This is a genomic window from Streptomyces sp. CA-106110 (assembly GCF_050936285.1).
Lineage (GTDB): Bacteria > Actinomycetota > Actinomycetes > Streptomycetales > Streptomycetaceae > Streptomyces.
In genome coordinates, this window is sequence record NZ_JBNJNB010000001.1 from 10,958,192 (window position 1) to 10,983,802 (window position 25,611).

Below are 25,611 nucleotides of genomic sequence, written 5' to 3' on the forward strand. Positions count from 1 at the left end.
GAGTCCTCGCAGTAGTCCGAGCGCGCGAGAGGCGCGTACATGGCGAAGGAGGACAGCAAGTCAGCAGCCGAAGGACTGGAAGGCCAGGAGGCCGTTGGTGAATACCGACGAGCTGGAATACGCCCTGACCAGGGCGGAACGCCGGGTACTGGAGATCCAGACGAAGCTGCACCGATGGGCCCGCGAGGACCCTCATCGCAGATTCAGTGATCTGTTCAACCTCGTTGCCGACCCCGCGTTCCTGCTGGTCGCGTGGGCTCGGGTGCGGGGCAACAAGGGAGCCCGCACGGCCGGAGTGGACGGCGAGACCGCCTACTACGTGGAAACCGTGCGGGGCGTCGAGAACTTCCTCGACGGGCTGCGGTCCTCAATCAAGGACCGCACTTTCTGCCCGCTCCCGGTCCGGGAAAGGATGATCCCCAAGGCGGGCGGCAAGAAGCGCCGTCTGGGGATCGCGACCGTGACCGACCGGGTGGTGCAGGCGTCCCTGAAGCTGGTGCTAGAGCCGATTTTCGAGGCGGATTTCCTCCCGTGTTCTTACGGGTTCCGCCCGAACCACCGGGCTCATGACGCGGTGGCCGAGGTCCGCCACTTCACTTCCCACTCCTACGAGTGGATCGTGGAAGGCGACATCAAAGCCTGCTTTGACGCATCGTCACACTGCTCCTTGTGCTGATTGTGGGGGTCAGAACAGGCTGTTCTGAGGGGTCGGGGGCTCGATACGCAGGCCTTTTCTGCGTCCGGTGCGGACGTGGACGGCCTTCAGTTCGCCGTGCTTGACACGCTGCAACAGGGTCTGGCGGGAGACGCCGTAGGCGAGGGTGGCCTCGAGCATGGCGAGCCAGCCGTCGGGGGCGTCCTCGACGAATAGGGCACGGAGTTCGTCGGTGAGGCGGATGCGCCAGGGGGCGCCGGGGGTGTCCTGCTCGCCGGCGATGAAGCCGTCGCCCAGCCAGCGATGCAGGGTGGAGGGCGCGAGACCGAGTCGGTCGGCGGCCTGGGCCACGGTGACCAGCTCTCCTTCCTGCGGCTTGTCGCTCTTGGTGTGGCAGGGGATGCCCCAGTGGTGCCGTAGTGATTGGACTCTACTGGCCGTGTATGACAATCCCCGGGCGGTGCGCCGACCTTGGCGGTTGAGGATCCCGGCGATCTGGGCGTCCGGGTAGTGCACCGCCAGGCGGCGGATGAGGTCGACGGTGTCCTCGTCGGTGCGGATCTTCGGCTGCGGTCGGCGGATCGGCACCACCAGTTTGCTGATCGCGCCGCCTTTCCAGCGCATGACTGCCTCGGCGCGCGGGTCGGAGTCGTCGCGGTGGACGGTGAGGGTGACGTCCTCGAGCAGGGTGTGCAGCAGCTGCTTGCGGTCCTTGTCGGTGGTGGTCTCGGCGGTCCAGACCGGGTGGAGGTCGTCGGCGAGGGCGAGCACCGTGGCGCGCTCGGCCGCGGTGAGGGCGGTGGGCTGGCGGCGATCGCGGCGGGCGAGCTCGGCCTCGGCGGCGGCCAGGGCCGTGAGCGTCTTCTCCCAGTCGGCCTCCAGGCCGCGGGCGACCAGGCGGTTGTCCGGGTCGACGGCTCGGTAGCGGCGCTCGGCGCGCAAGGCGTCGTAGCGGGCGCGCTCGACCTCGCGCCGGTATTGGGCAAGCGCCGTGTCGTGGTCGGCTTCGAGTTGGTCGGCAGCCTTGAGGCAGGCTTCCAGGGCGGCGGGGGTGAGCGCGGCCAGGAACGCGGCGGCCACCGCGGCGTCGATGGCCTGCCCGCCGACCTGCAGGTGGCGCGTGCCGCGGCCGTCGACCAGCTGTCCGGATCCGGTGCAGTAGTAGCCGGGGGTGGCCTTGGCAGGGCCCTGGTAGAAGACGGCGAGTTTGCGCCCGCAGATGCCGCAGACGGCCAGGCCCTGCAGCAGCGCGCACCCCTCACGGACCGCGCCGGTGCCGGGCTCGTGACGCCGCGGGCGGGTGTTTGCACTGATTTTCTCCTGGTTGGCCAGGTAGTCCTCCCAGGTGATGAAGCCCTCGTGGTGGTCCTCGATCAGGACCTGCCACTGGTCGCGGGGCAGGACGCGGCGGTGGGTGCGCACGGTGCCGTCGGTGTCGAGGCGGCGTTCGAAGCGGGTGCGGCCGTAGACGTAGGCACCGGCGTAGGCGGGGTGGGTGAGCGTGTTGTGCACCGCGTGGTAGGTCGGCTCGACCCAGACGATCTCGGTGCCGTTGACGTACCCGGTCGGCTGCAGCGGCCACTTCAGGCCCTGCTCGCGCAACCACAGCCACACCCCGCGCGCTGAGCCGCAGGCGGCGAAGTGTTCGAAGACCGCGCGGATCACGCCGACCACGGCCTCGTCGGGATGGAAGAGGATCTCGCCATCGGCTTCGCCCCAGACCAGACCGACGGGAAGGCCGCGTCGCAGTTCCCCGCGGGCGGCCTTGTTGCGCACCCCGCCGTCGAGGCGGGCCCGCAGAATGTGCAGCTCAGCTTCGGCCATGGTCCCCTTCATGCCCAGCACGAGGCGGTCGTCGAACCGGCGCGGGTGGTAGACGCCGTCCGCGTCGGCGACCAGCGTGTCGGTCATCGCCGCGAGGTCGAGCAGCCGGTACCAGTCCGCATTATTGCGGGCCAGCCGGCTCACCTCGAGCGCGAGGATGATCCCGACCTGGCCCAGGCCGACCCGGGCGGCCAGCCCGGCGAACCCGGACCGCCCCAGGGCACTGGCGCCGGAGATGCCCTGGTCCTCATCGACGACGCTGACCTGCGCACGGGACCACCCGAGCGCCACCGCACGCTGGCCCAGATCGTACTGGCGGGCCGTGGACTCCCTGTTGCGTTCCAACTGAAGCAGAGTGGACTGGCGCACGTAGACGATCGCCGCTCTTTGTCGATGGGACGCGGTGACTTTACTGTGCTCACTCATCGTCAGCCTCCGTTCGGCGTGCGGCGGTCATCTTGGCGATGAGATGGGCCAGCTGGGTGACGGCCTCTTGCAGCTGGGGCTGCGGGAGTCGGCCGATCACTTGGTTCTGCGGCGGGGATACCTGCTCGGGGAGCAGACTGAGTTGGACAGGCTGCACGGTCGTCCTCCTTGCACGGTGACTGCCGTGCAGCCTGCTCCCGCCCAGCGATCGCCCGGGCGAGAAGCGAGGAAACCAGCCCGTGCGCCTCCAACAGCTTGACCGACGAGGCAAGTTGCCTGATGCGATCGTCTCCGGCGCCGGTGGCTTCTTCCCTGTCCTGAGGGAAGTCAGTCCAGGCGGCCGGGATGAGCGACTTGCTCCCGTCCGGCAGGACCAGCAGCAGCTCCAGCCGTCCCCGGCAGTGCATCTGGCCGAGTACCTGAAGGCTGCGGCCCTTGAGCGGGTGGTGGTCCCTGACCACCTGCACGGACCTCACCGCGCACCACCGTCTCGCAAGGGCAGAGCGACCTCCGCACAGCCGCCGGCGCGCAGCACGGCGCGGGCCACCAGTACCACGGTGGGTGCGTCCACGCTGGTCAACACGGTGCCCAGGTCAACGGGGACGCCCTCGACCAGGCTCGCGCACAGCCGCAGCACCTGGCCCTCGCCGGTGGAGCAGGCCAGCCGCCCGCGCTTCAGACAGGCTGCCACCCGCGACCAGTCGACGAACGCCATCGGCGTCCCGTCCGCAGCAGGGACGATCTCGACGAAGTCCGCGATGAAGTCGTCGCGGCGCAGCCACCGTTCCTGGCCAATCAGCAACTCGACGGCCGCCACCGCGCAGTACAACCCCGCGGCCCCAGCGCGCAACGCGGCCGCGAGGTCCTCGATGCGGGTAGTAAGTCCGGGCTTCGTTCGACGAGATCTCGCATGCCGCTTTGATGGACCGGGTGCGCGCTCGCGTCGGGGACAAACGCGTCCTGACCCTGGTGAAGGCGTTCCTGAAGTCCGGCATCCTCGGCGAGGACCGGGCGTTCAGGGAGACCAGCGCCGGAACCCCGCAAGGATCAATCCTCTCCCCGTTGCTGAGCAACGTGGCCCTCTCCGTCCTGGACGAGCACATCGCCCGGGGCCCGGGAGGTCCAGCGAGCACCTTCAACGACCGCCAGAAACGCCGCCGTCGCGGACTGCCGAACTATCGGCTGATCCGTTACGCGGACGACTGGTGTCTGGTCGTGTCGGGCACCCAGTCCGACGCGGAGGCGCTCAAGGAAGAGGCCGCCCAGGTCCTCTCCACGATGGGCCTTCGCCTGTCGCCGGAGAAGACGCTGGTCACCCATATCGACGAGGGCCTCGATTTCCTTGGCTGGCGCATCCAACGCCATCGCAAGCGAGGCACCAGCAAGCACTACGTCTACACCTACCCGTCCCGCAAGGCCCTCGCGGCCGTGATGGCCAAGGTCAAGACGCAGTGCCGCAGAACAGGCACAGACGTGCCATTCGACACCCTGCTCATCTGTCTCAACCGGATGCTGCGGGACTGGTGCGCCTACTTCCGGCCCGGAGTGTCGAGTGCCGTTTTCCAGTACCTGAGCTCGTATGCCTGGGGCCGGGTGATCTGGTGGCTTCGGCGCAAGCACCCCCGAATGAACTGGAAGAATCTGCGCCGCCGCTTCTGCGGCGGCTGGTGGCCGGCCAGCGAGGAACGGGAACTGTTCAGCCCGGCGAAGGTGCACACCACGCGCTATCGCTACCGCGGATCAGTCATCCCCTCCCCATGGCCGCTCACGAGGTGAGGCCAACCATCAGGACATCACCGGGACTTGTGGAGCGCCCGTTGCGTTGAGAGGCGCACGGCGGGTGCGGGAAGCGGCCCGGAGAAACGGCCCGGCTGAAAGGCGGGGACCGCGCTCCGGGCCGACTTCACGGCCTGGAGCTGGACGACCCGGGGTTTGACTTCTTCGTCCTTTGCGACTTCCGTGCCCGGTTGATCGAGCACGGACTGGAGGAGAAGGTCCTGGACCTGGTCCTGGAGCGAATCTCCGGGATCGGGCTGCTGCGCGCAGGGGGCCGTCAGCGGACCGACTCCACCCACGTGCTCGCGGCGGTGGGGACGTTGAACCGGATGGAGTTCGTGGGCGAGACCCTGCGGGCTGCCCTGGAGGCCCTGTCAGCGGCGGCCCCGCAGTGGCTGTCCGCGCTGGTCACTGCGGACTGGGTCAGACGATACGGTGTCCGGATCGACTCCTGCCGCTTCCCCAAAGGGGAGAACGTGCGTCAGGAGTGGGCCGAGCAGGTAGGCCGTGACGGCTTCACGATTCTTGAGGCCGCTTTCGCTCCCGGCTCGCCGGGCTGGCTGCGGGAGATCCCTGCTGTCCAGGTCCTGCGCCGGGCCTGGGTGGAGCAGTACCACTGCGATGGCGAGGGGGTGCACTGGCGGGAGGGCAAGGACCTCCCGCCGGGCAGATGCCGGCTCTCCTCGCCCTATGACCCCGACGCCCGTTACGGCGTGAAGCGGGGTTCGGGCTGGTGCGGTTACAAGACCCACCTGTCTGAGACCTGCGAGTCGGACGTCCCGCACCTGATCACCCAGGTGATCACCACGGACGCGACCGTCGCCGACACCGAAGTCACCGAGTCCGTCCATCAGGGCCTGGCCGCACGGGAGTTACTGCCTGCCGAGCACGACGTGGACGCTGGCTATGTCACCGCCGCGCACATCGTCACCGCCCGGAACGAGTACGGGATCGAGTTGGTGGGGCCGGTCGGACTGGACACCTGCCACGAGAACCACGAAGGCGAGCACTTCACGCAGAGCGCCTTCACCGTCGACTGGCAGGCCCGCAAGGTCACCTGCCCCGAGGGCAAGATCAGCGCCGGCTGGTCCGACCAGCGAAAGAGCAGCGGAACTCCCGTCGCGAGGGTGCACTTCACCGCCCAAGACTGCGGCAGTTGCCCCGTGCGCCAGAAGTGCACCAAGGCGGCGAACGGCAAATGGGGCCGCAGTCTGACCCTGCTTCCCCGGGACCAGCAGGAGGCGCTGGAAGCGCGGCGCCGCGAGCAGCTGACCGACGAGTGGCAGCAGCGTTACAACATCCGCGCCGGCGTGGAGGGCACGATCTCCCAGGCGGTCCGGCGCACCCGCATCCGCCGGACCCGCTTCACCGACCTGCCCAAGACCCACCTCGGCCACGTCTTCGCCGTCACCGCCATCAACATCATCCGACTCGACGCCTGGCTCACCGAAACCCCACTCGGCCAGACCAGGACCTCGCATCTGGCCCGACTTGACCTGGCCGCATAAAGGCCCACCCACACCCGGTTTACGGATTTCCCAACGGAGTCCTTCAGGCCGGGGAGGAATCGGACTTCTGCGGAGCAGGACAGGAAATAGGGGTTTCGCCTCCAGGGCGAAGGACCGTCCACCCGCGACGAGGTGAGCGAGCCCGTGGCGATCAAGAGGTCTCAAGTGTCAGTCCCCCCGGGTAGGTTCGGATGCATGACGACAGACGCGACCACGGAGGGGGCCGGGCATGCCCGGTACTCCTTCCGTGTGCGCCTGTCGGCTACCGCGCGGCGCGCACTTGAAGCGGAGTGGGACCGCTGCCGGTGGCTCTGGAACGAGTGCGTGGCCAAGTCCAAGCAGATCCACCAGCGAGCCAAGGAGTCCGGAGAGAAGCTGACGTGTGGTCCGGCGCAGTTGGACAGGATGCTGACCGAGGCCCGCGGGGTGACGCCGTGGCTGGCCGAGGGTGCCTCGGTGCCGCAGCAGCAGGTGATTCGGGACTTCGCCAAGTCGCGGGCGAAGGCGTTGAAGGACATTAAGGACCGGCTTCCGGTGCACCGCCGGGCGGGGATGCCCCGCTTCAAGCGCAAGCGGGACAGCCGCCCGAGCCTGAACTACACGAAGCGGGGTTTCCGTCTGAAGGACGGTCGTCTGCACCTTGCGGGCCAGATCGTGCTGAGCGTGGTGTGGTCGCGGGCTCTTCCGGCCGACCCGTCGAGTGTGCGCGTGTACCAGGACACGCTCGGGCACTGGTATGTGTCCTTCGTCGCCCCCGCGCAGAGCGAACCGCTTGCCCTCACGGGGCGGGTGCTCGGTGTGGACTGGGGTGTGAAGGAGACCGCCACCACCACGGATGACGCCTACGATCTCCCGCATGGCGAGCACGGCAAGCAGGCCGCGCAGGGGCTCGCCCGCTACCAGCGGATGATGGCCCGGCGCCGGCGTCCGAAGGGCCGGCCCGCATCCAAGGGCTACCGGAAGGCGCAGGCACAGGCCGCGAAGCTGCACAAGAAGGTCGCGCGGCAGCGGGAGGACACCGGCCGCAAGTGGGCCAAGTCCGTGATGCGTGATCATGACGGGGTGGCGGTGGAGGACTTCCGCCCGAAGTTCCTCGCGAAAACCACGATGGCCCGCAAGGCGGCCGATGCCGCCATCGCCGCCACCAAACGCGCTCTGGTCGAGATGGGGCGCAAGCACGCACGGGACGTCCGTCTCGTGCACCCGGCGCACACCACGATGGACTGCGCGCAGTGCGGAGCGAGAACCAAGCACGCACTACCTCTCTCGATGAGAACCTATGCCTGCACCGCGTGCGGAGCCGTCTCGCCCAGGGACAAGAACTCCGCCCGCGTGATGCTGGTCCGGGCAGGTTGGAACCCGGACGGTGCCGAGGGCGTAAGACCACCTGAGCCGCCGGCTCAGGTGGCGGCCTGAGCCGTGAATCCCCACATCAGCCCTGGAGAGTGGAGAACCCCCTCCCTCCAGGGAGGGGAGCCTTCAACGGTACGCCGTTCACGGTTCCGGCGCGCTCGTCGCGCACCTACGTGTGGGACGCCTCGACGACCGACGGCCGCTACGACTTCTCCGTGTACGGCGCCGACGGGTTCGTCCGCCGCTTCTCCGGCACCCTCGTGCGTGAGGGTCAGGACGATGTGGCGGTGCCGTGGGTCACGGCGGCGCTGAGGACGTCCGGACGCCCGGAGAACGCGTCGTTGGAACTGGAACTGCGCAATGCCGGCGGTACCGAGGTGGCCTTCACGGTCACGCCGAACGACTTCGCCGGCAAGGAGCAGACCGTGTGGGTCAAGGCCGGTGACCGCACCCGTCTGACCTGGCGCACCGACGAAGGACGGTACGACGTCACCGTCACCGCCGGTACCGGCACCCGGTTCGTCCAGCGTTACGCGGGAACCGTGCACGCCGGGTGAGTCGCGCCGGGGTGGGACCGTTCGACAGCTGCGGCCGGGACCGGTCCCACCCGCCGGTGCCCGGGGGCGGGGCGCCCCTGGCTGCACAGTGGGATCATGTGAGTATTTGAGCCGAATGAGAGGGTTATGAGTATTCAGTCATGAAGGGCGTCTTTTGTGGATTTGGGTCTTCTGGCGGTGCAGGATCAGATCCATCCCGGCCCTGCCTGGCCGGGGGAACTGAGGGGGCATCACCCTCTTTCGCAGGGAAAGGAAAACCTTCGATGACTGACAGGTTCAAGCGGGCCGCGGCGTTGGGTGCGGCGACGGTCGCGATGTCCGCGGGGGCGCTGTTCGGCGCGGTCGGCAGTGCTTCCGCCGCTCCGTTCCACCACGGCCCGGACCACGGCCGCCACTGCGCGCACGACCGGGGCCACTGGACGCAGGTGTGGGTCCCGGCCCACTGGGAGCACCACCACTTGAAGCGCGGCCACATGGAGCGCGTTTGGCACCCCGGCCACGGTGGCTGCCGCCGCTAGGCCCTGGGTCCCGATCGGGATCGCGCGGGTTGCTGCGGAGCCATGACTGCCCGCTGCGGTAGGAACCCTCGGAGACGCGCTGATCCCAGGGATGGCGAGGGGGGTGAGCGAGCCCCGGACCAGTGGTCCGGGGCTCGCTCGCGTATCCGCCGGGGGGCAGTTCGAAAGCGCTGCGCAGGTCACATCCCGCGCTCGTCCGGGTTCCGGTATCCCGGTGACGCGCCCGGTGCGGTAGTAGGGCGCCGCCCTGCGCCCCTCATACCATCCCAGCCATGAGCGAACATCGGTCCTCAGCGGAGCCTCCTCGGCAGGCCCGCGAGGGTGGATGGTCTCGGCTGACGTCCTCGCGTTTCATGCCGGCGGTGGTGCTCTCGCTCATCGTCGCGGTCCTGGTCGGCCTCTTCGTCGGCGCCTATTGCTGGGCGATGGCCAATCCCGTACCGCATCGCATCCCCGTGGCGGTGACAGGACAGTCGGCCGGGGGCGACCGGTTCGTCAGTGCGCTGGAGGCCAGGCTCGGCACTTCGCTGGTCCTCCATCCGTACTCCAGCTACGGCAAGGCGCTCGCCGCGGTCGACGCGCAACGGGAGTTCGCGATCCTGCAGCTTCGACCGGCCGGGGTGGAGGTCGATGTGGCGAGCGCCGCGGGTGCGTCGGTCGCCCGGCTCCTGGGCGCGAGCGCCCCGGAGGTCGGCCAGGCGCTCGGCATCCCGGTCCGGGTCAGGGACATCAAGCCGCTCCCGGCCACCGACCCGCAGGGGCTTGCGCTCTTCTACATCGCCCTGGGGTCGACCATCCTCGGTTTCGTCGGCGCCATCCAGCTCGGGATCCATGCCAAGGCGTTGCGCCCCGCCGAACGGATCGCCGCCACCGCCGGCTGTTCCGCGCTGGGTGGCCTGTCCATCTGTGTCATGATCGACTTCGTTCTCCGCGTGGGACGGCTGCCGTTCGCCCAGTCGTGGGGGATCTGCGCACTCACCATGTTCACCTCCGGCGTGATCTTCATGGCCTTCCAGGCATTCCTGGGCCGCTGGGCGCTGCTGCCGACCTGGGTGCTGCTGGTCGTCCTCGGCAATCCCTCCTCCGGGGGCGCGGTGGCCTGGCCGCTGCTCCCTCCGGTCCTCGGCTTTCTGGGGCGGTTCCTGCCACCGGGCGCGTCGGTGAGTGCCCAGCGCAACGCCATCTACTTCCCCGACAACCAGCACGTTGAGCCCTATGCTGTGCTCGCCGCGTGGTGCCTGGCCGGCGCGTCGGTCTTCCTTGTGCGGCATGCACGCTCCGACGGCCAGGCTGCCGCAGCGACCACCGGCCCGAAATGATCACCTGGTTCGCCGCCGGGGACCAGCTGTGGGCCGAGCCACCGCGGGCCTGAACAAGGGACCGCCGACTGGTCGGTTGCGTCGTGACGCGCCATCAGGCACCTGCGCCCTCAACAAGGGGATAGGGGGCATCCGTTGCGGCGCGTGTCCCGGCTGACTCCGTGTGAGGAACCACACAAGCGTGAAGATCTTCGTGGGCCGGGCCCGCGGCCCTCGAAGTGCGCCTCTGTGAACCGTACGGGCAGATCACGCGGCGATGAAGGGCGGGCGTACGCAGGCCGACCCAGGGGTGCGGGCATGGCATGCGCGACGCGACGCCCAGTGCGCCAAATCCCGTGTGACGCAGGGGAGAAGGCCGCATCGGGCATCCTCGGGACAGCCGGTCGGCGCTGCCGGGCGGGGAGACGCGCCTGACGGCCCGCAGATCCGACCGGTGGACGACTGGCCCAGTGGATGAGTCACTGTCCCAACTCTTGCCGCACAGGGTCTCCGTGCCCCACTCTTGGCGAGGCTTTTCGCCGTCGACCCCGGCCGGGCCACGTAAGTGACTGACACTCATTTCCGCATCACCCAGGGGGAACTCAGTGTCGTATCGGCCTGTCCCAAGGTCGCCAGCGCCCGCATCCCGGCGGTGGCGTGCCCAGGAGGTCCGGCGGCCGACGCCGCGGCCCCTTGCGCCCAAGCCGCCCAGGACAGCTCACTTCGCCGGCGATCCGGCCTCGCGCAGGCGCCGGCACCTGCCTCGGCAGTTCCTGGCCTCGTCGCCCGCAGCTCGCTGTCCCGCGTAGCCGACGGCCTCCACCGTCGCATCCCCGCACCGGCCGCTGCCTGAGGGCGCCCGCCGCCACTGCTACGCCCGTCACACCGCCCTGCTGCGCCCTTCCCTGACCGGCAACAACCCCGTCTCACGCCCTCTCCGGCCCCAGCGGACGGAACCCGCGCCCCACAGCGCCACTTCACATGGCACCACCACCACACACCCCACCGATCGAACAGGACGCGACATGGAAATCTCCCGGCGAAGAATCCTCGCGGCGGCCGCAGTGAGCGTGGTGGCGGCGGCCATCGACGTCGGCGGACTGCGAGCCACCGCCAGCGCCGCGACCGGCGGCTCCACCTTCGGGCTCACCACCCTGGACGTGACCGTGCAGCGCGGTCCGGACCTGGGGGAGGGCTACCACGGCGTCGTCGCGGGTCCCGGCGAGCCGCACATCGTCCGCCGCGACCTCGCCAACGTCGCCGCTCCCCAGATCACCCGGTCGCTGGCCGCCTTCGCCCAGATGTCGGACCTGCACATCATCGACGACCAGTCGCCGCTGCGCGTGGAGTGCCTCGACCGGCTCGCGGACTTCGGCCCCCCGCACTACAACTCCTACCCGACCGCCTCCGCCTATCGGGCCCACGAGTTCCTCTCGACGCACTCCACCGACGCCATGTGCCGGGCCGTCAGAGCGGTCGGCCGGGGTCCGCGCACCAGCGCCCCACTGACCTTCACCGTGGTCACCGGCGACGCGGTCGACAACTGCCAGTACAACGAGACCCGTTGGTACATCAACCTGCTCGACGGCAACACCGTCCGCCCCGACTCCGGCAACCTCGCCAAGGACGAGAGCGTGTCGAGCGGCGTCTTCGGACCCGATGTCAACTACTGGCACCCCGAGGCGCATCAGAACCCGCCGGACAACAACGACCTCAACGGCTTCCCGGTGCTCCCCGGCCTCCTGGCGGCCGCCCGCAGGCAGTACACCGCCACCGGCCTCGGCATGCCGTGGTACGCCGCCTACGGCAACCACGACGCGATGGTGCAGGGCAACGTCCCGCCGGACGTGCTGCCCTTCGACCCGCTGAAGAGCATCGCCACCGGCTCCACCAAGCTGACGCAGGTCACCGGGGTTCCGCCGGTCCTCAACTACACGGACCCCTCGTATTACATCCAGTTCCTCGAGGACATCATCACGGGCGACTTCACCCTGAAGACCGCCACAGTGACAGCGGACCCCAGCCGCCGGCTGCTCTCCCGGCAGGAGTTCGTCTCCGAGCACTTCAACACCACCGGGCTGCCGGCCGGGCACGGCTTCACTTCCGGCAGCGACACGGCGTACTACGCGATACCGTCCGGGGCGAACGACCTCGTCAAGTTCCTCGTCCTGGACACCACCAACGACAGCGGGGGCGCCAACGGCGCGCTCGACGAGGACCAGTGGAACTGGCTCCAGAGCCAGTTGAAAGCCAACAGCTCACGCTACGAGCTCGACGACTCCGACGGCACCAGGCCCCGGACGGTCGTCACCCAGTCCGGTGTCAAGGACAAGCTCTTCGTCGTCTTCTGCCACCACACGATCGACTCGATGGACAACACGGACAGCGACCACCCGTACAGCGGCGACGACCTGCGTAATCTGCTGCTGCGCTTCCCGAACGTGGTCCTGATGGTCGACGGCCACACTCACGCCAACAACATCACGGCCTACCGTCCCGCTTTCCCCTCCACCCTCGGAAAGGGCTTCTGGGAGGTGAACACGGCCTCGCACATCGACTGGCCGATCCAGAGCCGTGTCCTGGAGATCGCCGAGGGCGGCGGCCTGCTCTCCATCTTCACCACCATGGTCGACGCCGACGCGCCGTTGTCGGCGAACGGGGACACCAGCAGCCCTGCGGCGCTGGCCTCCGTGGCGCGGGAGCTCTCCGCCAACGACATCCAGGAGGTGGGCCGGGGCATCGACAAGCGCCGCGGCACCCCCGACGTGCGCAACACCCAGCTGCTCATCCCGGCGCCCTTCACCATCCCCACCGGCGCCGGCACGCTGCTCCCCGGCGTCGGCTGGCCGGTCGTCCAGCAGGGGCAGAGCGGTGAGCAGGTGAAGACCCTGCAGTGGCTGCTGAACGCTCGCGGTGCGGCCCTGACCGTGGACGGCATCTTCGGCTCCGCCACGGCCTCGGCCCTGCGGTCCTTCCAGACCGGGATCGCTCTGACGGCCGACGGCATCGCCGCCGCGGCGACTTGGCAGGCCCTCGTCGTGACGGTGCAGCAGGGCAGCACCGGCCCGGCCGTCTCGGCGACGCAGAGTCAACTGAGGGCCCACGGCGCTGCGTTGACTGTGGACGGCATCTTCGGCCCCCTCACCGCTTCCGCCCTGCGGTCGTTCCAGACCAGCCGCGGGCTCACGGCCGACGGCATCGTGGCCTCGCCGACCTGGCAGGCGCTCCTGGCGCCCTGACGTCGCGGGTGCCGCGGCAGTGCGGCACCGAACAGTCCCGGCCCGCCTACGGCGTTCACCGGCTTTCTCCGAGGATGCCCCGGCCTTCAGGCCGGGGAGGAATCGGACTCCTGCGGAGCAGGGCAGGGACAGCCGGATCGCCGTCAGGGCGATCCGGCGTCCACCCCGCACGGCCGTGATGCCGCCCACAACGGTCAAGAACTCTCAACTGTCAGTCCTCCCAGGTAGGTTCGGATGCATGACGACAGAAGCGACCACGAAGGACACCGGGCATGCCCGGTACACCTTCCGTGTACGCCTGTCGAAGACAGCCCGGCGCGCACTCGAAGCCGAGTGGGATCGCTGCCGCTGGATCTGGAACGAATGCGTGGCCAAGTCCCGGCAGGCCCACGCGCAGAGCAGAGCGGGCGGCGAGAAGTTGACGTGTGGTCCGGCGCAGCTGGACAGGATGCTGACCGACGCCCGCGGGGTGATGCCGTGGCTGGCCGAGGGTGCCTCGGTGCCGCAGCAGCAGGTGATCCGGGACTTCGCCAAGTCGCGGGCGAAGGCGCTGAAGGACATCAAGGACGGGCTTGCGCAGCACCGCCGGGCCGGGATGCCCCGCTGGAAGAAGAAGCGGGAGGCCAGGCCGAGCCTGAACTACACCCGGCGCGGTTTCCGCCTCAAGGACGGTCGTCTGCACCTTGCGGGCCAGATCGTGCTGAGCGTGGTGTGGTCGCGGGCTCTTCCGGCCGACCCGTCGAGTGTGCGCGTGTACCAGGACACGCTCGGACATTGGTACGCCTCCTTCGTCGCCCCGGCCCAGGTCGAGCCGCTTGTGGAGACCGGCCACGTCCTGGGCGTGGACTGGGGTGTGAAGGAGACCGCGACCACCACGGATGACGCCTACGACCTTCCGCATGCCGAACTCGGCAAGCGGTCCGCTCAGCGGCTCGCGAAGTACCAGCGGATGATGGCCCGGCGCCGGCGACCGAAAGGACAGCGTGCATCCACCGGCTACCGGAAGGCGCAGGCACAGGCCGCGAAGCTGCACAGGAAGATCGCGCGGCAGCGTGAGGACACCGGCCGCAAGTGGGCCAAGGCCGTCATGCGCGATCATGACGGAGTGGCGGTGGAGGACTTCCGCCCGAAGTTCCTCGCGAAGACCACCATGGCCCGCAAGGCGGCCGACGCGGCCATCGCGGCGACGAAGCGTGCCCTGATCGAGATGGGCCGCAAGCACGCACGGGACGTCCGTCTGGTGCACCCGGCGCACACCACGATGGACTGCGCAACGTGCGGGGCGAGAACCAAGCACGCACTCCCTCTCTCGATGAGAACGTATGCCTGCACCGTGTGCGGAGCCGTCTCGCCCAGGGACAAGAACTCCGCCCGCGTGATGCTGGTCCGGGCGGGTTGGAACCCGGACGGTGTTGAGGGCGTAAGACCTCCTGGTCCGCTGGACCAAGAGGCGGCCTGAGCCGTGAATCCCACGCAGCCCTGGAGGGTGGAGAATCCCCTCCCTTCAGGGAGGGGAGCCTTCAACGCTGCACGACGCGGTGTCCGCCATGGTGGGCCGTGGCATGTCCCTGAACGGGAAGCGGACGGCCTCGGCTGCCCGACAGATGACTCGGCCGCAAGGCCGTACCCCGTCGACGGCCTGGGTTCCTTCGTGACTCGGCGCATGGGTCGGACCGAGACCCGATGAAGCACGTCAAGCCGTGCTCACAGCCCTTTCCGCGGAGCGCGTCCCGGCAGGTCGCGGGGAGCATCGGCACTCTTGATCATTCCCAGCTTCGGCAGGCCGGCCGCCCGCAGTGGACATCCGGTGCCGACGCGCGTGGCCAGTTCGGCCCGCAGGGTGGTCAGTTCCGCGATACGGGTGTCGATGACCTGAAGCTTTTCCTCGAAGAGCATGGACAGCGCTTCTGCCGTATTCGGTGCTTCGCGCAATGTCTCGCCGTTCCGTGCGATCTCCGCCAGGGAGAAGCCGAGTGCCTGCGCAGTGCGGATGTATTGGAGCCAGGACACCGTCTCGGGCGGGAAGTCGCGATACCCGTTGGGCAGACGCCGACCTGTGACAAGGCCGACCTTCTCGTAGAACCGGATCGTGTCTCTGGTCATGCCTGCCTGCGCGGCAAGCTCACCGATGCGCATGCCCCTCCAGCGGATATCGGGTTTGACCTTGGAGCCTACTCCACTGTTTAGCGTGAGGGCATCGCTGCCACGAGACCAGCAGGAGCCTCATCGTGAGCCGACTTCGCACCCCCGCGCACTCCGCCTACCTCCGCGTCGTACGCGCGAGCGCTTGGTACGACCTGGCCGTCACCGCCGGATTCGCAACTCCGTGGACCTACGCCCTGGTACACGACGCGCTGTCGTCGTGCGGCAACGCACTCGGGCTTGGCGCCCTGCCCGAACTCGACCCGTGGCAGATCCTGTTCGCCAATCTGATGGGTTCGGTGGTGGTCGTCTGGGCCGTTCTGCGCATCGTCAGGCCGCTGCCGGAGCACGGACTGTTCGACGGCATCGCGCGTGCTCTGTTCGCGACGTGGCAGGCGTACGCACTGGCCCACGGTGTATCGCGGCTTCTGTGGCTCTTCTTCGGCGGCGAGGTGGCATTCGGCGTCCTCCAGCTTGTGCTGTGGAGATGGGGCCGAAACGCAGACCTCGTAGGCAACGACGCGGGCCCGGCCGACGGACGCCCGCTCGGCACAGCGAGTCGGTGACGTGCGAGCACGCCCACCCGTGCCGCTCAGCGCTGGGCGTGTCGTCCTTCCCGTTCCCACCGGCGTGTAGCCGGGGAATGAGGTTGGCAACGAGGCTTGATGACCCACGATGACCCACTCGACCCGGTCACCACACACGGCGACCGGTCACTGCGGAGTGATACGGCACGCGGTGGAGCGGCAGTGCGCGTCGCCGGCTCAGTCTTCCTGGTCGACGGCGTGGCGGCGGTCGTAGGCGGCGCGGGCTTCGTGCACCGTGACGGCCCGCTTCTCGGTCCAGGTGCACAGGGCTCGGGTCTCCTCGGCTATCTCGCGGCCGAGGTCGGTCAGTCCGTACTGCACCAGGGGCGGGGTCGCCTTGGGGTCGACGTTACGGAAGACAATGCCGTCCCGTTCCAAGGTCCGCAGGGTCTGGGACAGCATCTTGCGGCTGATACCGCCCAGGGACCGCTGCAGCTCGGAGTAGCGCTGGACGCCGTGTTCACGAAGGCTCACCAGCATGAGCAGAACCCACTTGTCCGCCAGGTCCACGAACACGTCACGGCTCGGGCAGAGCGCGTCGAGGATGTCCATCGGCCGGTTCGGGTCGATGCTCACTGTCCGTTCTTCTTGAGCCATGACAACAGCTTATACCATGCCTCCGAATGGATCTATGGTCACTATTAGAGGCATAGTCTCCGCATTCCGTATTGAGCCGACGTACTGCCTCGACGTGCGTTTATGCCAAGAAGTATTCGGATGCCCCGTTCCGTATGGTTTCGAGCCGTGTCAATGATGTTCTTCCGGAGTTGGAAGTCTTTGCGCATGCTGTACAGGCGCGCCGGCCCGATGACGGCACCTGGTGCGAGGCCTGGACCGTTCGCGACATCCTGATCCACCAGACGGGCAACGCCGAAGAGCTGGCCCGGGTGCTCGCCGCTCATATGGCCGGCGAACCGGTCGAGACCCGCGGGTTCGATCGTGAGATCCCCTACAGGGCCTTGACCGATCCCGAGCTCTGGTCGGCGTTTCTCACCCGGTGTGAACACCTTGTCGACGTGACCGAGGCGGCTGCGCAGGACCTGTCACCGGACACCGAGGTGATCTGGACGGGCCGCTCCGTGAAGGCGCCGTTCTTCGCCGAACACATGCGTGAAGAGCTCGTTCTCCATCGATGGGACGTGACGGGGGACGACAGCGTTGCGGTGCGAGCGCTCACCGAGCCGTGGGTGACCGAGCACAGCGTGAACGAGGTCGGCCGGCCGCTGTACCGTCGCGGCTCCGCCTACTTGGACTGGGCCGGAGGCGACCGGATCGAAGCGCGCCTGCGTGTCCCCGGGGCCGATGACATCCTGGTCACAGCTGACGCAGACGGAAGCAGCATGCGTCTGGTCGCCCAGGAAGGGCCGGCCACGATCGAGAGCGATGCGGCTGTTCGCGCCCTTCTCATCTGGGGACGTCGTCCTGCCGATGCCTCGCGCTGGCACAGTGCGCGGGTCCTGAGGCGCTGCGCGCGGTGCGAACGCTCCTCAGCGGTTACTGATCGTGCCGCGGCCCGCGCGGCCCCTCGACTTCGAGGCGGCCGCACGGAAGCCCACGTACTCCGGTTGTGTGCGGACGTCCAAGGACGCCTCCGCCCCGGCCGGCAGCGGGCGTTGGCCCGGTTGTCGTCAGGAGCTCGTGAGGATGACGAGCTGCTGGGTCGCCCGGGTCATCGCGACATAGCGGTCGACCGCTCCTTCGATGTCCTTGCCGAACTCCTCCGGGTCGATGAGGACGACCAGGTCGAACTCGAGCCCCTTCGACAGCTCGGGGGTCAGCGACCGGACGCGAGACGTCTCCCGGAATGTGGGATCGCCGATGACGCACGCGATTCCGTCGGAATGCCCGGCGAGCCAGGTGTCGAGGATCGAGCTCAGATCCGAAGCGGATCCGTGTACGACGGGCACGCCGCTGCTGCGGATGGACGTCGGCACGTTGGCGTCCGGGAGCGCGGCCCGGATGACCGGCTCGGCTTCCGCCATGATCTCTTCCGGCGTCCGGTAGTTGATGCTCAGGGAGGCCAACGTGATCCGGTCGAGCCCGATCCGCTCGAGCCGTTCCTGCCAGGACTCCGCGAACCCGTGCCTGGCCTGGGCACGGTCCCCGACGATGGTGAAGCTCCGGGACGGGCACCGCAGCAGCAGCATCTGCCATTCCGCGTCGGTCAGTTCCTGGGCCTCGTCCACGATGATGTGCGCGAACGGGCCGGCGAGCAGGTCCGGGTCGGCGCCGGGCAGTGCGGTCCCGTCGACGAGGGCGTCCTGCAGGTCACGTCCGTGCAGCATCGTCACCGCGCCCTCTCCGTCGGCGTCGGCCTCCAGCAGAGCGTCGATGACGCCGGACATCCGCTCGCGTTCGGCGGCGAGGGACGCTGCGTGCCGACGCTTGCGCCGTGCCGCCTCCGGGTCGCCGAGCCGTTGCCGTGCCGCGTCCAGGAGCGGTAGGTCGGACACCGTCCAGGCCTGGGGGTCCTCGCGCTGCAGCCGCCGAACGTCGTCGGGACTGAGCCAGGGAGCGGACATCCGCAGGTAGGCGGGTACCGACCACAGGTCTCCGACGAGGTCGGTCGCTTCGAGCAGCGGCCACGCACGGTTGAAGGCCGTGAGCAGTTCCCTGTTCTGCCGCAGTGACTTGCGGAGCAGGCCGACCGGAGCGTCGCCGTCGTGTTTGTCCACCAGGATCGTGAGCAGTTCCTCCAGGATCTGGTCGCGCGCCTCGTTGTGCGGAGTACCGGGTTCTGCCGCTTCGAAGGCCACGGCCCAGTCGTCGGCGCTCAGCCGGATGTCGGACCAGTGGGTCGTGATCGTCATCCCCTTGGGGGGCGGCTCCTCGTAGAACCTGACAGCAGGCTCGATCGCCTTCACCAGGTCCGCGGACGACTTCAGGCGAGCCACGTCCGGGTCGGCCTCGGTCCTCGCTGCGGCGCCCTCGGCGACGAGATCCCGCAGGGTGCAGGTCTGCACACCCTCCTCTCCGAGGCTGGGGAGGACGTCGGCGACATAGCTCAGGTAGGGCTGGTGCGGGCCGACGAACAGCACGCCGCCCCGGCGGTGGCCGAGGCGGGGGTCGGAGTAGAGGAGGTAGGCGGCGCGGTGCAGGGCGACGACGGTCTTGCCCGTACCCGGACCGCCGTCGACGACGAGAGCGCCTCGGGATCCCGCGCGGATGATGGCGTCCTGGTCGGACTGGATGGTGCCGAGCACGTCCCGCATCCGTGGCGACCGGTTGCTGCCCAGGCTGGCGATGAAGGCGGACTGGTCGTCGAGCGCGGCGTGCCCGGCAAATCCGTCCGAGGTGAACACCTCGTCCCAGTAGTCGCTGATCCGGCCGCGGGTCCAGCGATACCTGCGGCGGCTCGCCAAGCTCATCGGGTTGGCGTGGGTGGCTCCGAAGAACGGTTCGGCCGCGGGGGAGCGCCAGTCGACCAGCAGTCGACGGCCCTCGCTGTCCGTAAGTCCAAGTCGTCCGACATACACGGGCTCGGGGTTGTCCGCGCTGACCATGTGTCCGAGGCACAGGTCCAGGCCGAAGCGACGCAAGGCGCGCAGGCGAGCGGTCAGCCGGTGGATCTCCGCGTCCCGGTCCATCGCCTGCCGGCCGAGGCCGCCGGGCGCCTTGCGCTCGGTGTCAAGGCGGTCGGAGACCTCGGCGATCGACTGCTCGAGGCACTCCGCAAGGGCCGCGAAGTGCAGTTCATCGCCGGCGATCAGGGCCGGGTCGGCTTTGCGGGAGATGCGGTCGGGAAGGTCGAAAGCGCTGGTGGTCGAGGATTTCACGTGATCAGCTCCGATGTGAGGCCGCTTGCGACCATGACGCGCGGCAAGGCGCCCGGACCGGTGTGACGTAGCGGGTGACCGCGACGGGCAACGCTCCGCCCGGTGCGGGTCCCGTGGCCGTTGCCAGTCAGGTCGCCAGGGTTTGCAGGTGCTGGTGTTCTGGGTGCCGGCTCGACGGTCACGCGTGTTTCATGCGGGCACCGGCGGCCTTTCCTTGCTGATCGCGTCGAGCAGTCGTTTCGCGGCAACCGTTGCTCCGTCGGTACGGATCATGCGGGCCACGGCGACCGCTCGTGCGCGGGTCTCGGGGGACAGGGCCGTCGTGAGCGCGGCGGACAGGGACTCGAAGGTCGGAGTCGGCGCGTCGTGCGCCGCGCCTATGCCCAGGTCGGCCACCCGGCCGGCCCAGTACGGCTGGTCCGTCGCCTGGGGCACCACCACCTGAGGCGCGCCGGCCCGGGTCGCCGTCGTCGTGGTGCCCGCACCGCCGTGGTGCACCACAGCGGCCACCCGCCGGAACAGTGCCTGCTGGTTGACCTCGCCGACGAGGAAGTAGTCGTCCCGGTCGTCGATCAGGCCCAGGGCGGCCCAGCCGCGGGCCACGACCGCACGGCGGCCCTGCGCGCGGATCGCCTCGATGGCCACCTCGGCGATGTCCTTCGATGTGCCCATGGGCATGCTGCCGAAGCCCACGTACACCGGAGGCGTCCCGGAGTCCAGGAACGCCAGCAAGTCGGGCGGGAGTGGATGAACGTCGGGCAGGATCCACGCGCCGGTCTGGACGACGTCGAGGTCCGGCGTCTCCCGCCACGGGTCCAGGACCGGGTCCGTCGCCAGCCACGGCTGGTCGCCGATGACGTAGTCGCGGACGTTGTCGACCGGTGTCAGGCCGATCGACGCACGGTTCGCGTTGAGCGCCGCACCGAACAGCGCGTTGATGCTCTCGGCGTCCAGGTCCCACAGCACCCGGCTGTCGGTCACCCCCGGCGGGAACGGCCTGCCCGGATACGCCAACGGCGCGTGGTGCGGCGACGGCAGGGTGAGCTGCTGGAGGGTCACGGACACGGAGGGGATACCGAGTTTCTCGGCCACCGACCGTGCGCCCGCTGCGGCCGGCGTCACGCCGATGGCCACCGACGCATCGCATCCCTCGGCCGCCGCGGTGAGCACCTCGAACTGGCCGGCGATCAACTCGGCCGCACGCTCGGGCAGGGATGACGGCGGTGGCGCCCCGGTCGTCAACGCGCGCGCCGACCGGCCGACGGGCACCAACGGCACTCCGACATCGGCCAACCGCCGCTCGAACTCCTCGTCCGGCGGAGCACACACCCGCACCTCCGCGCCGAGCGCCCGCAACCGCACCGCGAGTCCCACCAGCGGTTCGACGTCCCCGCGCGACCCGTAGGTAGACAACAGCACACATACTTCGAGACTCACCTATTTCCCCCAGGTTTCTGGCTCGGCGGACGATTGTGCAGTACGACCCGGGCCTTGCGGCAAGCCCCCCAGTGAGCTATAAGTTGAGAGTGGCAAGGAGAGGGTTACCTCCTTGCCTTTACTTTTTGCGGCCCGCTGCAGACGGGCCAGCGTCTCGCGAAGTGGCGGCGCGCCGCGTACGACGGAACTGTCGACCGGCCCTTTGGCCCAACCCTCGGTGTGCTTGCCGTCCTACAGGATGAAGCAGGTGGCCGCGTTGTCCCCCACAGACTGGACGTTGCGGTACTCCATGAAGGCTCGTTGAGCACCCGTCACTGCGCGCCGGATGCCTCCTGGTAGAGGAGGGCCCGCCGCGCCTGCCAGAGGTCGCCCTGGCGGTGGTACGCGGCGGGGGACTGCTTTCCACGGACCGCGGGCCGGCTGCCGATGAGCACGAACGGGCGGAGCGCCTCTCAGCTCAATGCCGCTACTCGCAGGACGGATTGACTGCCCTCCACGATGTACAGGTCGCCGTTGTTACGGTCGACAGCCACGTCGAACGGGCCGGCAAGGGTGGCGGACAGGGCGGGTCCGCCGCTGCGGCCCGTGGTGCCGAACGCGCCGGTGCCGGCCACGGTGTTGATCACGCCGTCCCTGACAGTCCGGACGATGTTGTTAAGGGTGTCGACGATGTACAGCGTGCCGGCGTCGTCCATGTCGATACCGTGTGGCGCGTTGAGCGAGGCGGCCGCGGCCGGGCCGCCGTCGCCGGACCTGGCTGCGACGCCGTTGCCGACGGCGGTACGGATCCGCCCGTCCTGGCCTATGAGCCTCACGCGATGGTTGTAGGTGTCGGCGACGTAGACGTTGCCGGACGGGTCGACGGCAATGCCGCAGGGGTGGTTCAACTGGGCCCTGCTCGCCGGGATGCCGTCACCGTTGTAGCCGGCGGTGCCGGTTCCGGCGAGCGTGCTGATGGCACCGTCCCCAGAGACCATCCGAATGCGGTTGTTGTACGTGTCCGCGATGTACACGTTGCCGGTGCCGTCCACGGCGACGGCGTGGGGATGGTTCAGTCGGGCGTACACCGCGGGCGTGTGGTCTTCGGTGTAGCCGGGCCAACCGTCGCCGGCCACGTTCGAGAGCACGCCTGCCTGGTCGACCATGCGGATGCGGTTGTTGTAGGTGTCGGCGATGTAGACGTTGCCGCGCGCGTCCGCCGCCACGCCATGAGGATGGTTGAGGTGCGATTGCACGGCGGGGAGCCGGCCGTCGTAGCCGAGGCTGTTCATGACACCGGCTATTGGCCAGGTCCCGCCGGGTGCCCCGACAACCGCCGAGACAATTGCCCCTCCGCCGATGCGAAGAATACTGCGCCGCGGGATTCCGTCACCGTGGGACATGCTCACCGACTTCCCGTCCGGCACGATTAGTGCCAGCGCGAAGATATCCGCGCAGCGGGAAATACGGATGAATGCCCAGTGGTCACTCGATGCACGACTCGTGATCCGTCATGGATGCCCGGTTGAACAATGCAGTTGTTCGGCGTGCAGTCGGTGTATTACTACGTCAATAACCGGAAATCTTGATTAACTCTTGAGTGAGATTCGACTTGTCGTTACCTATCGCCAGAACTATCTCTTGAGCAATTGACGCCCTCTCCCCACCCCGCAGGGGGCCGGAAGAGGACGTCCGTTTATGGTGATCAGCGTATATTCGCCCGCGTTCAGGGCTGACGTCTTGGCTCTGCTCCACCCGGATCCTGGTCCCCCCGTCGCGCAGACTGCACGCGATCTGGGCAAGGGAGGCGCCGACCCGATGGGGGCCTGCGGCCATAAGGCGTGGACTAGCCGCGGGGTGCGAACAGCAGGTTCCGCGAGCCCTTCGGCCGAGGCGCCGTCGACGGCACGAGCGACCCGTCGGCTTCGGCGATCCAGTGGGAGTCGTAGCCGAGCGGGCTGAACTCGGCGATGAGCGAATCCAGCGGCGCGTTCGGCAGGGCCTCGAGCATCACAGCGGGCCTATCGCGCTTCAAGACCTGCTGCGCACCTTGAAGGACCGACATTTCGTGGCCCTCGACGTCAATCTTGATGAGGTCGAGCTTCGTGTCGGCGAAGACCTCGTCGAGGGTGACCAGTTTGATGCGCTTCATCTCGGCGTCGGCGGCGGCATGCTCCAGGGACGAGCCGGTCGAGAGGAGATTTGCGGAGAACCGGACGCTGATGTCGGCCCAGCCCGGCTCGCTCGACACACCCGCCTGGTAACGCTTTACGTTCTGGACGTTGTTCGACCGGACATTCACCGCAAGTCGGGCGTGGACCATGTCCACGGGCTCGAACGCGTGCACCTTCGCTTTAGGGCTGGCGAGTGCCGCGATCATGGAGAAGTAGCCGACGTGCGCTCCGACGTCGGCGATCGTCGTGCTCTTCGCAGCGAGGCGTGACCACGTGGCGAGGCTGCCGGGCTCGTAACCGAACTTACCGTTCCACACCGTGTCGAGGGCGACCGCGTCGTCGTTCACGCAGAACATCACGAACGGCGGGCAGTACGGAGAGTCGATCTCGACGTAGCCCCGATACGGGTGCTTCTTGCGGTGGACGCGGATGATCTCACCCGTGGAGACCGGCCGGAAAGACGTCGTGTGGGCCAGCGTGCGGGCGTTCGCTTGTTCGAGTTCCGGGAGTCGCATTGCGCCATCGTAGGAGCCAAACATGGCCATGTCGCGTAGTTCATGGATCCAAGTTGATCGCCCGTGTGGATTATGTGTGCGGCCGACGTGGGACGCTGCGGGATGAAACGGGTGGTTTGGCCCACCCGCGTCGGACAGCCCACCATGTCGACCTGACAGCGGTGGTCGAGGGACGGGCCGGGGGAGGCCGAATCCGGGCCGCCGGCACCTGGGGGAGCCGGCGAACATGGCGGCGTACCGAGGCGCCGTGCGCGGTCGCGGCGGCGGGGCTGCGACAGCCGGCTCGTGGCCTGCGGCCCGGCGACGATGACATGCGGAAAGGGCCATGGCGAAAGAACGAGTGACTGTGTGCGTCCGCGGCTGTGGCCCACGGGACGTGTCCGAGGCGATCGGCGCGGCGATGGCGCCGTACGACTACAACCGGGACTTCGTCCCTGGCGAGCCCGAGGTCGAGACGGGGTGCGTGGCGGAGGTGCAGAGATGGGCGTGATGTGGGCGGCGACGTCACCGGAATCGGGACGGTTTTCCGCAGTGGAGAGACGTTCGGGCGTGAGGGCTCTGTCGGATCGCCTCACCGTATTGCGTTTCCGTGGTCAGGGGTACCTCGAAGTCCGGTTGCCAAGCGGTGAGTTTCCTCGATTGGCCCTGGGTTTCCGAGGCAATCAGGCGGTCATCCATCTGTTCGATGACGCTGAGGTGACGTCTCTTCTCGTCGGCGATGGCACCGTCGCGGCGGATGTCGCGGTCGACATCCCGATCATGGACGACCTGGCAGTGTTCACTGGTGACTTTGTCCTGACTGTCGACCGTGCGTGGGTCCTCGTGCGCAACTTCATCCGGACGGGGGCGCCTCGCGATCTGGGCGAGTGGTGCGAGTTGTAGGTTCGGCGCCGGCCCGTCGCCACTGTGCGGGGCTCGTTCCGTGCACCTTGCCGAAGGTGCGGGCGAAGTACCCGGCGTCCGGGAAGCCCACTTGCCTGCCGATCTCGCCGATCGGCAGTTCGGTCGCGGCAAGCAGGCGCCGGGCTTGTACCATTCGTCGCTCGGTGATCCACTCCTGCACCGTACGCCCGGTTTTTCGGCGTACCGTCGAGGTGAGGTGGCCTGGGGAGATGTTGACCGCGGCGGCCACGTCGCGCAGTGACAGCGGTTGCGGATAGCGCTGTTCGATGACCTCGAACACCTCGGCGAGCAGTTGTTCGTGGTTCTCGCGTAGGTTGCCCACGACGTCGGCAGCGAGCCGGGACACCGCGATCAGCAGCAGGGTCAGGTGGGCCGCCACGGCCTCTCGGTAGCCGTCCTGGCGGTGCGTCAGTTCGTCGTGGAGGGCCTGGATCCGGGCGGTCCATTCGGTCCGCTCCGCCTCGGGCACCCGCATCCGCAGGGCGCCGATCGCTCCGCCACGGACGAAGGGAAACAGCAGTGGGTGCGTGCGCCAGGCCAGGTGGGTGCCGGGGACGTCCGGGCCGAGTACGTCGGCGGTGAAGAACACGCCCCAGCCCTGGGCGTGGGCCAGGTCGCCGGCGTGGAAGTGGCCCATCACGTCGCCGGGCGCGACGACGAACAGGTCGCCGGCCTCGATCGGCCAGGACCGCCGGCCGGTGCGTAGCAGCCCGCCGGTGGTCTGGAAGTACGCCAGGCCGGGGAAGTCGTGCGCGTGCTCCTCGAATGTGCCGGTGCTCTCCCAGCTGTGGTCCAGCCGCCAGGTCGCCACGGGTAGCTCGCCGGGTGCCGGCCGCATCGAGTAGGTCGCCGGCCGGTCCCGGCTGGGCGCCGTTCGCATGGTCCGCACCGTCGAATCGTCCCATGGGAGCCACAAATCGGTACAGGTCCGCAGCTCAAGTCGC

23 protein-coding genes and 2 pseudogenes are annotated in these 25,611 nt (G+C 68.6%); 13 read left to right on the forward strand and 12 right to left on the reverse strand.

Annotation, left to right across the window (positions count from 1 at the left end):
• Nucleotides 1-97: 97 nt before the first annotated feature.
• Nucleotides 98-676, forward strand: a complete 579-nt coding sequence (locus ACQEXA_RS50500) for a reverse transcriptase domain-containing protein (protein WP_433132685.1) — start codon at nucleotides 98-100, stop codon at nucleotides 674-676.
• Nucleotides 677-685: 9 nt separating this feature from the next.
• Here the strand turns inward: ACQEXA_RS50500 and ACQEXA_RS50505 are convergent, their stop codons facing one another.
• The 4 genes and pseudogenes from ACQEXA_RS50505 to ACQEXA_RS50520 form a co-directional block, all read right to left on the reverse strand.
• Nucleotides 686-2,905 carry a recombinase family protein gene (locus ACQEXA_RS50505; RefSeq protein ID WP_432920226.1) on the reverse strand — a complete coding sequence of 740 codons (2,220 nt, stop codon included), beginning with the start codon at nucleotides 2,903-2,905 and terminating at the stop codon, nucleotides 686-688.
• Nucleotides 2,898-3,062 (reverse strand): hypothetical protein, encoded by a 165-nt coding sequence (locus tag ACQEXA_RS50510; protein ID WP_359412609.1) that lies wholly within the window; start codon nucleotides 3,060-3,062, stop codon nucleotides 2,898-2,900. Before ACQEXA_RS50510 ends, ACQEXA_RS50505 begins: the two co-directional genes overlap by 8 nt.
• Before the next feature lie 163 nt (nucleotides 3,063-3,225).
• Nucleotides 3,226-3,381: pseudogene (locus tag ACQEXA_RS50515) on the reverse strand (DUF5372 family protein); the annotation flags it as partial.
• Nucleotides 3,378-3,755: a hypothetical protein gene (locus tag ACQEXA_RS50520; RefSeq protein ID WP_359412606.1), complete on the reverse strand. Its 378-nt coding sequence runs from the start codon at nucleotides 3,753-3,755 to the stop codon at nucleotides 3,378-3,380. The pseudogene ACQEXA_RS50515 and the gene ACQEXA_RS50520, both read right to left, overlap by 4 nt.
• A gap of 71 nt (nucleotides 3,756-3,826) precedes the next feature.
• Between ACQEXA_RS50520 and ACQEXA_RS50525 the strand changes: the two genes are divergently transcribed.
• From ACQEXA_RS50525 to ACQEXA_RS50560, 8 genes are all read left to right on the forward strand, one after another.
• The gene (locus tag ACQEXA_RS50525; RefSeq protein ID WP_433133296.1) at nucleotides 3,827-4,681 is read left to right on the forward strand and encodes a reverse transcriptase domain-containing protein; all 855 of its coding nucleotides are present in this window, start codon (nucleotides 3,827-3,829) and stop codon (nucleotides 4,679-4,681) included.
• Nucleotides 4,682-4,872: 191 nt separating this feature from the next.
• Nucleotides 4,873-6,189: a transposase gene (locus ACQEXA_RS50530; RefSeq protein WP_433133298.1), complete on the forward strand. Its 1,317-nt coding sequence runs from the start codon at nucleotides 4,873-4,875 to the stop codon at nucleotides 6,187-6,189.
• A gap of 195 nt (nucleotides 6,190-6,384) precedes the next feature.
• Nucleotides 6,385-7,605, forward strand: coding sequence for an RNA-guided endonuclease InsQ/TnpB family protein (locus ACQEXA_RS50535; protein WP_433133300.1), 1,221 nt, complete (start codon nucleotides 6,385-6,387; stop codon nucleotides 7,603-7,605).
• Nucleotides 7,606-7,634: 29 nt separating this feature from the next.
• Complete coding sequence (locus ACQEXA_RS50540; RefSeq protein WP_433133302.1) at nucleotides 7,635-8,099, forward strand: phospholipase domain-containing protein; 465 nt, start codon at nucleotides 7,635-7,637, stop codon at nucleotides 8,097-8,099.
• A gap of 263 nt (nucleotides 8,100-8,362) precedes the next feature.
• Nucleotides 8,363-8,617, forward strand: coding sequence for a hypothetical protein (locus ACQEXA_RS50545; protein WP_359410984.1), 255 nt, complete (start codon nucleotides 8,363-8,365; stop codon nucleotides 8,615-8,617).
• 272 nt (nucleotides 8,618-8,889) lie between these two features.
• Complete coding sequence (locus ACQEXA_RS50550) at nucleotides 8,890-9,936, forward strand: ABC transporter permease (RefSeq protein ID WP_433133304.1); 1,047 nt, start codon at nucleotides 8,890-8,892, stop codon at nucleotides 9,934-9,936.
• A gap of 1,004 nt (nucleotides 9,937-10,940) precedes the next feature.
• A complete protein-coding gene (locus tag ACQEXA_RS50555) occupies nucleotides 10,941-13,154 on the forward strand; it encodes a TIGR03767 family metallophosphoesterase (RefSeq protein ID WP_433133306.1) in 2,214 nt (737 codons plus the stop codon).
• Nucleotides 13,155-13,392: 238 nt separating this feature from the next.
• A complete protein-coding gene (locus ACQEXA_RS50560; protein ID WP_433133308.1) occupies nucleotides 13,393-14,613 on the forward strand; it encodes an RNA-guided endonuclease InsQ/TnpB family protein in 1,221 nt (406 codons plus the stop codon).
• Nucleotides 14,614-14,858: 245 nt separating this feature from the next.
• Here ACQEXA_RS50560 and ACQEXA_RS50565 read toward each other — a convergent pair whose 3' ends face one another.
• The gene (locus ACQEXA_RS50565; RefSeq protein WP_433133310.1) at nucleotides 14,859-15,290 is read right to left on the reverse strand and encodes a MerR family transcriptional regulator; all 432 of its coding nucleotides are present in this window, start codon (nucleotides 15,288-15,290) and stop codon (nucleotides 14,859-14,861) included.
• A gap of 92 nt (nucleotides 15,291-15,382) precedes the next feature.
• Between ACQEXA_RS50565 and ACQEXA_RS50570 the strand changes: the two genes are divergently transcribed.
• A complete protein-coding gene (locus tag ACQEXA_RS50570; protein ID WP_433133312.1) occupies nucleotides 15,383-15,862 on the forward strand; it encodes a hypothetical protein in 480 nt (159 codons plus the stop codon).
• Between the two features lie 198 nt (nucleotides 15,863-16,060).
• On the opposite strand, the gene ACQEXA_RS50575 is transcribed toward ACQEXA_RS50570, so the two are convergent.
• Nucleotides 16,061-16,480 carry a winged helix-turn-helix transcriptional regulator gene (locus tag ACQEXA_RS50575; protein WP_432923261.1) on the reverse strand — a complete coding sequence of 140 codons (420 nt, stop codon included), beginning with the start codon at nucleotides 16,478-16,480 and terminating at the stop codon, nucleotides 16,061-16,063.
• Nucleotides 16,481-16,614: 134 nt separating this feature from the next.
• Between ACQEXA_RS50575 and ACQEXA_RS50580 the strand changes: the two are divergent.
• A pseudogene (locus ACQEXA_RS50580) lies at nucleotides 16,615-17,013 on the forward strand (maleylpyruvate isomerase N-terminal domain-containing protein); the annotation flags it as partial.
• Nucleotides 17,014-17,511: 498 nt separating this feature from the next.
• Here the strand turns inward: ACQEXA_RS50580 and helR are convergent.
• From helR to ACQEXA_RS50605, 5 genes are all read right to left on the reverse strand, one after another.
• Nucleotides 17,512-19,659 carry an RNA polymerase recycling motor ATPase HelR gene (gene helR / locus ACQEXA_RS50585; protein ID WP_433133314.1) on the reverse strand — a complete coding sequence of 716 codons (2,148 nt, stop codon included), beginning with the start codon at nucleotides 19,657-19,659 and terminating at the stop codon, nucleotides 17,512-17,514.
• A gap of 189 nt (nucleotides 19,660-19,848) precedes the next feature.
• Nucleotides 19,849-21,078 (reverse strand): glycosyltransferase, encoded by a 1,230-nt coding sequence (locus tag ACQEXA_RS50590; protein WP_433134781.1) that lies wholly within the window; start codon nucleotides 21,076-21,078, stop codon nucleotides 19,849-19,851.
• Nucleotides 21,079-21,407: 329 nt separating this feature from the next.
• The gene (locus tag ACQEXA_RS50595; protein WP_433133316.1) at nucleotides 21,408-21,530 is read right to left on the reverse strand and encodes a hypothetical protein; all 123 of its coding nucleotides are present in this window, start codon (nucleotides 21,528-21,530) and stop codon (nucleotides 21,408-21,410) included.
• 18 nt (nucleotides 21,531-21,548) lie between these two features.
• A complete protein-coding gene (locus ACQEXA_RS50600) occupies nucleotides 21,549-22,367 on the reverse strand; it encodes a Teneurin-2 (RefSeq protein ID WP_432923252.1) in 819 nt (272 codons plus the stop codon).
• 554 nt (nucleotides 22,368-22,921) lie between these two features.
• Entirely contained in the window at nucleotides 22,922-23,764 is an 843-nt protein-coding gene (locus ACQEXA_RS50605; protein ID WP_433133318.1) for an FkbM family methyltransferase, read from the reverse strand.
• A 325-nt stretch (nucleotides 23,765-24,089) separates the two neighbouring features.
• Between ACQEXA_RS50605 and ACQEXA_RS50610 the strand changes: the two genes are divergently transcribed.
• Together ACQEXA_RS50610 and ACQEXA_RS50615 are read left to right on the forward strand one after the other, a co-directional pair.
• On the forward strand, nucleotides 24,090-24,254 hold the full coding sequence (locus ACQEXA_RS50610) for a hypothetical protein (protein WP_433133320.1): 165 nt from the start codon (nucleotides 24,090-24,092) through the stop codon (nucleotides 24,252-24,254).
• Entirely contained in the window at nucleotides 24,245-24,646 is a 402-nt protein-coding gene (locus tag ACQEXA_RS50615; RefSeq protein ID WP_432923243.1) for a hypothetical protein, read from the forward strand. Before ACQEXA_RS50610 ends, ACQEXA_RS50615 begins: the two co-directional genes overlap by 10 nt.
• Here the strand turns inward: ACQEXA_RS50615 and ACQEXA_RS50620 are convergent.
• Nucleotides 24,597-25,547, reverse strand: coding sequence for an AraC family transcriptional regulator (locus ACQEXA_RS50620; protein WP_433133322.1), 951 nt, complete (start codon nucleotides 25,545-25,547; stop codon nucleotides 24,597-24,599). The two genes, ACQEXA_RS50615 and ACQEXA_RS50620, sit on opposite strands and share 50 nt — an antisense overlap.
• Nucleotides 25,548-25,611: the final 64 nt, after the last annotated feature.

Coding starts and splice junctions, on each gene's coding strand:
- ACQEXA_RS50505 (WP_432920226.1), bottom strand. CDS start 2,905: ATGAGTGAGCACAGTAAAGTCACCGCGTCCCATCGACAAAGAGCGGCG.
- ACQEXA_RS50525 (WP_433133296.1), top strand. CDS start 3,827: ATGGACCGGGTGCGCGCTCGCGTCGGGGACAAACGCGTCCTGACCCTG.
- ACQEXA_RS50535 (WP_433133300.1), top strand. CDS start 6,385: ATGACGACAGACGCGACCACGGAGGGGGCCGGGCATGCCCGGTACTCC.
- ACQEXA_RS50545 (WP_359410984.1), top strand. CDS start 8,363: ATGACTGACAGGTTCAAGCGGGCCGCGGCGTTGGGTGCGGCGACGGTC.
- ACQEXA_RS50550 (WP_433133304.1), top strand. CDS start 8,890: ATGAGCGAACATCGGTCCTCAGCGGAGCCTCCTCGGCAGGCCCGCGAG.
- ACQEXA_RS50555 (WP_433133306.1), top strand. CDS start 10,941: ATGGAAATCTCCCGGCGAAGAATCCTCGCGGCGGCCGCAGTGAGCGTG.
- ACQEXA_RS50560 (WP_433133308.1), top strand. CDS start 13,393: ATGACGACAGAAGCGACCACGAAGGACACCGGGCATGCCCGGTACACC.
- ACQEXA_RS50565 (WP_433133310.1), bottom strand. CDS start 15,290: ATGCGCATCGGTGAGCTTGCCGCGCAGGCAGGCATGACCAGAGACACG.
- ACQEXA_RS50575 (WP_432923261.1), bottom strand. CDS start 16,480: ATGGCTCAAGAAGAACGGACAGTGAGCATCGACCCGAACCGGCCGATG.
- ACQEXA_RS50600 (WP_432923252.1), bottom strand. CDS start 22,367: ATGAACAGCCTCGGCTACGACGGCCGGCTCCCCGCCGTGCAATCGCAC.
- ACQEXA_RS50605 (WP_433133318.1), bottom strand. CDS start 23,764: ATGCGACTCCCGGAACTCGAACAAGCGAACGCCCGCACGCTGGCCCAC.
- ACQEXA_RS50610 (WP_433133320.1), top strand. CDS start 24,090: ATGGCGAAAGAACGAGTGACTGTGTGCGTCCGCGGCTGTGGCCCACGG.
- ACQEXA_RS50615 (WP_432923243.1), top strand. CDS start 24,245: ATGGGCGTGATGTGGGCGGCGACGTCACCGGAATCGGGACGGTTTTCC.
- ACQEXA_RS50620 (WP_433133322.1), bottom strand. CDS start 25,547: ATGCGAACGGCGCCCAGCCGGGACCGGCCGGCGACCTACTCGATGCGG.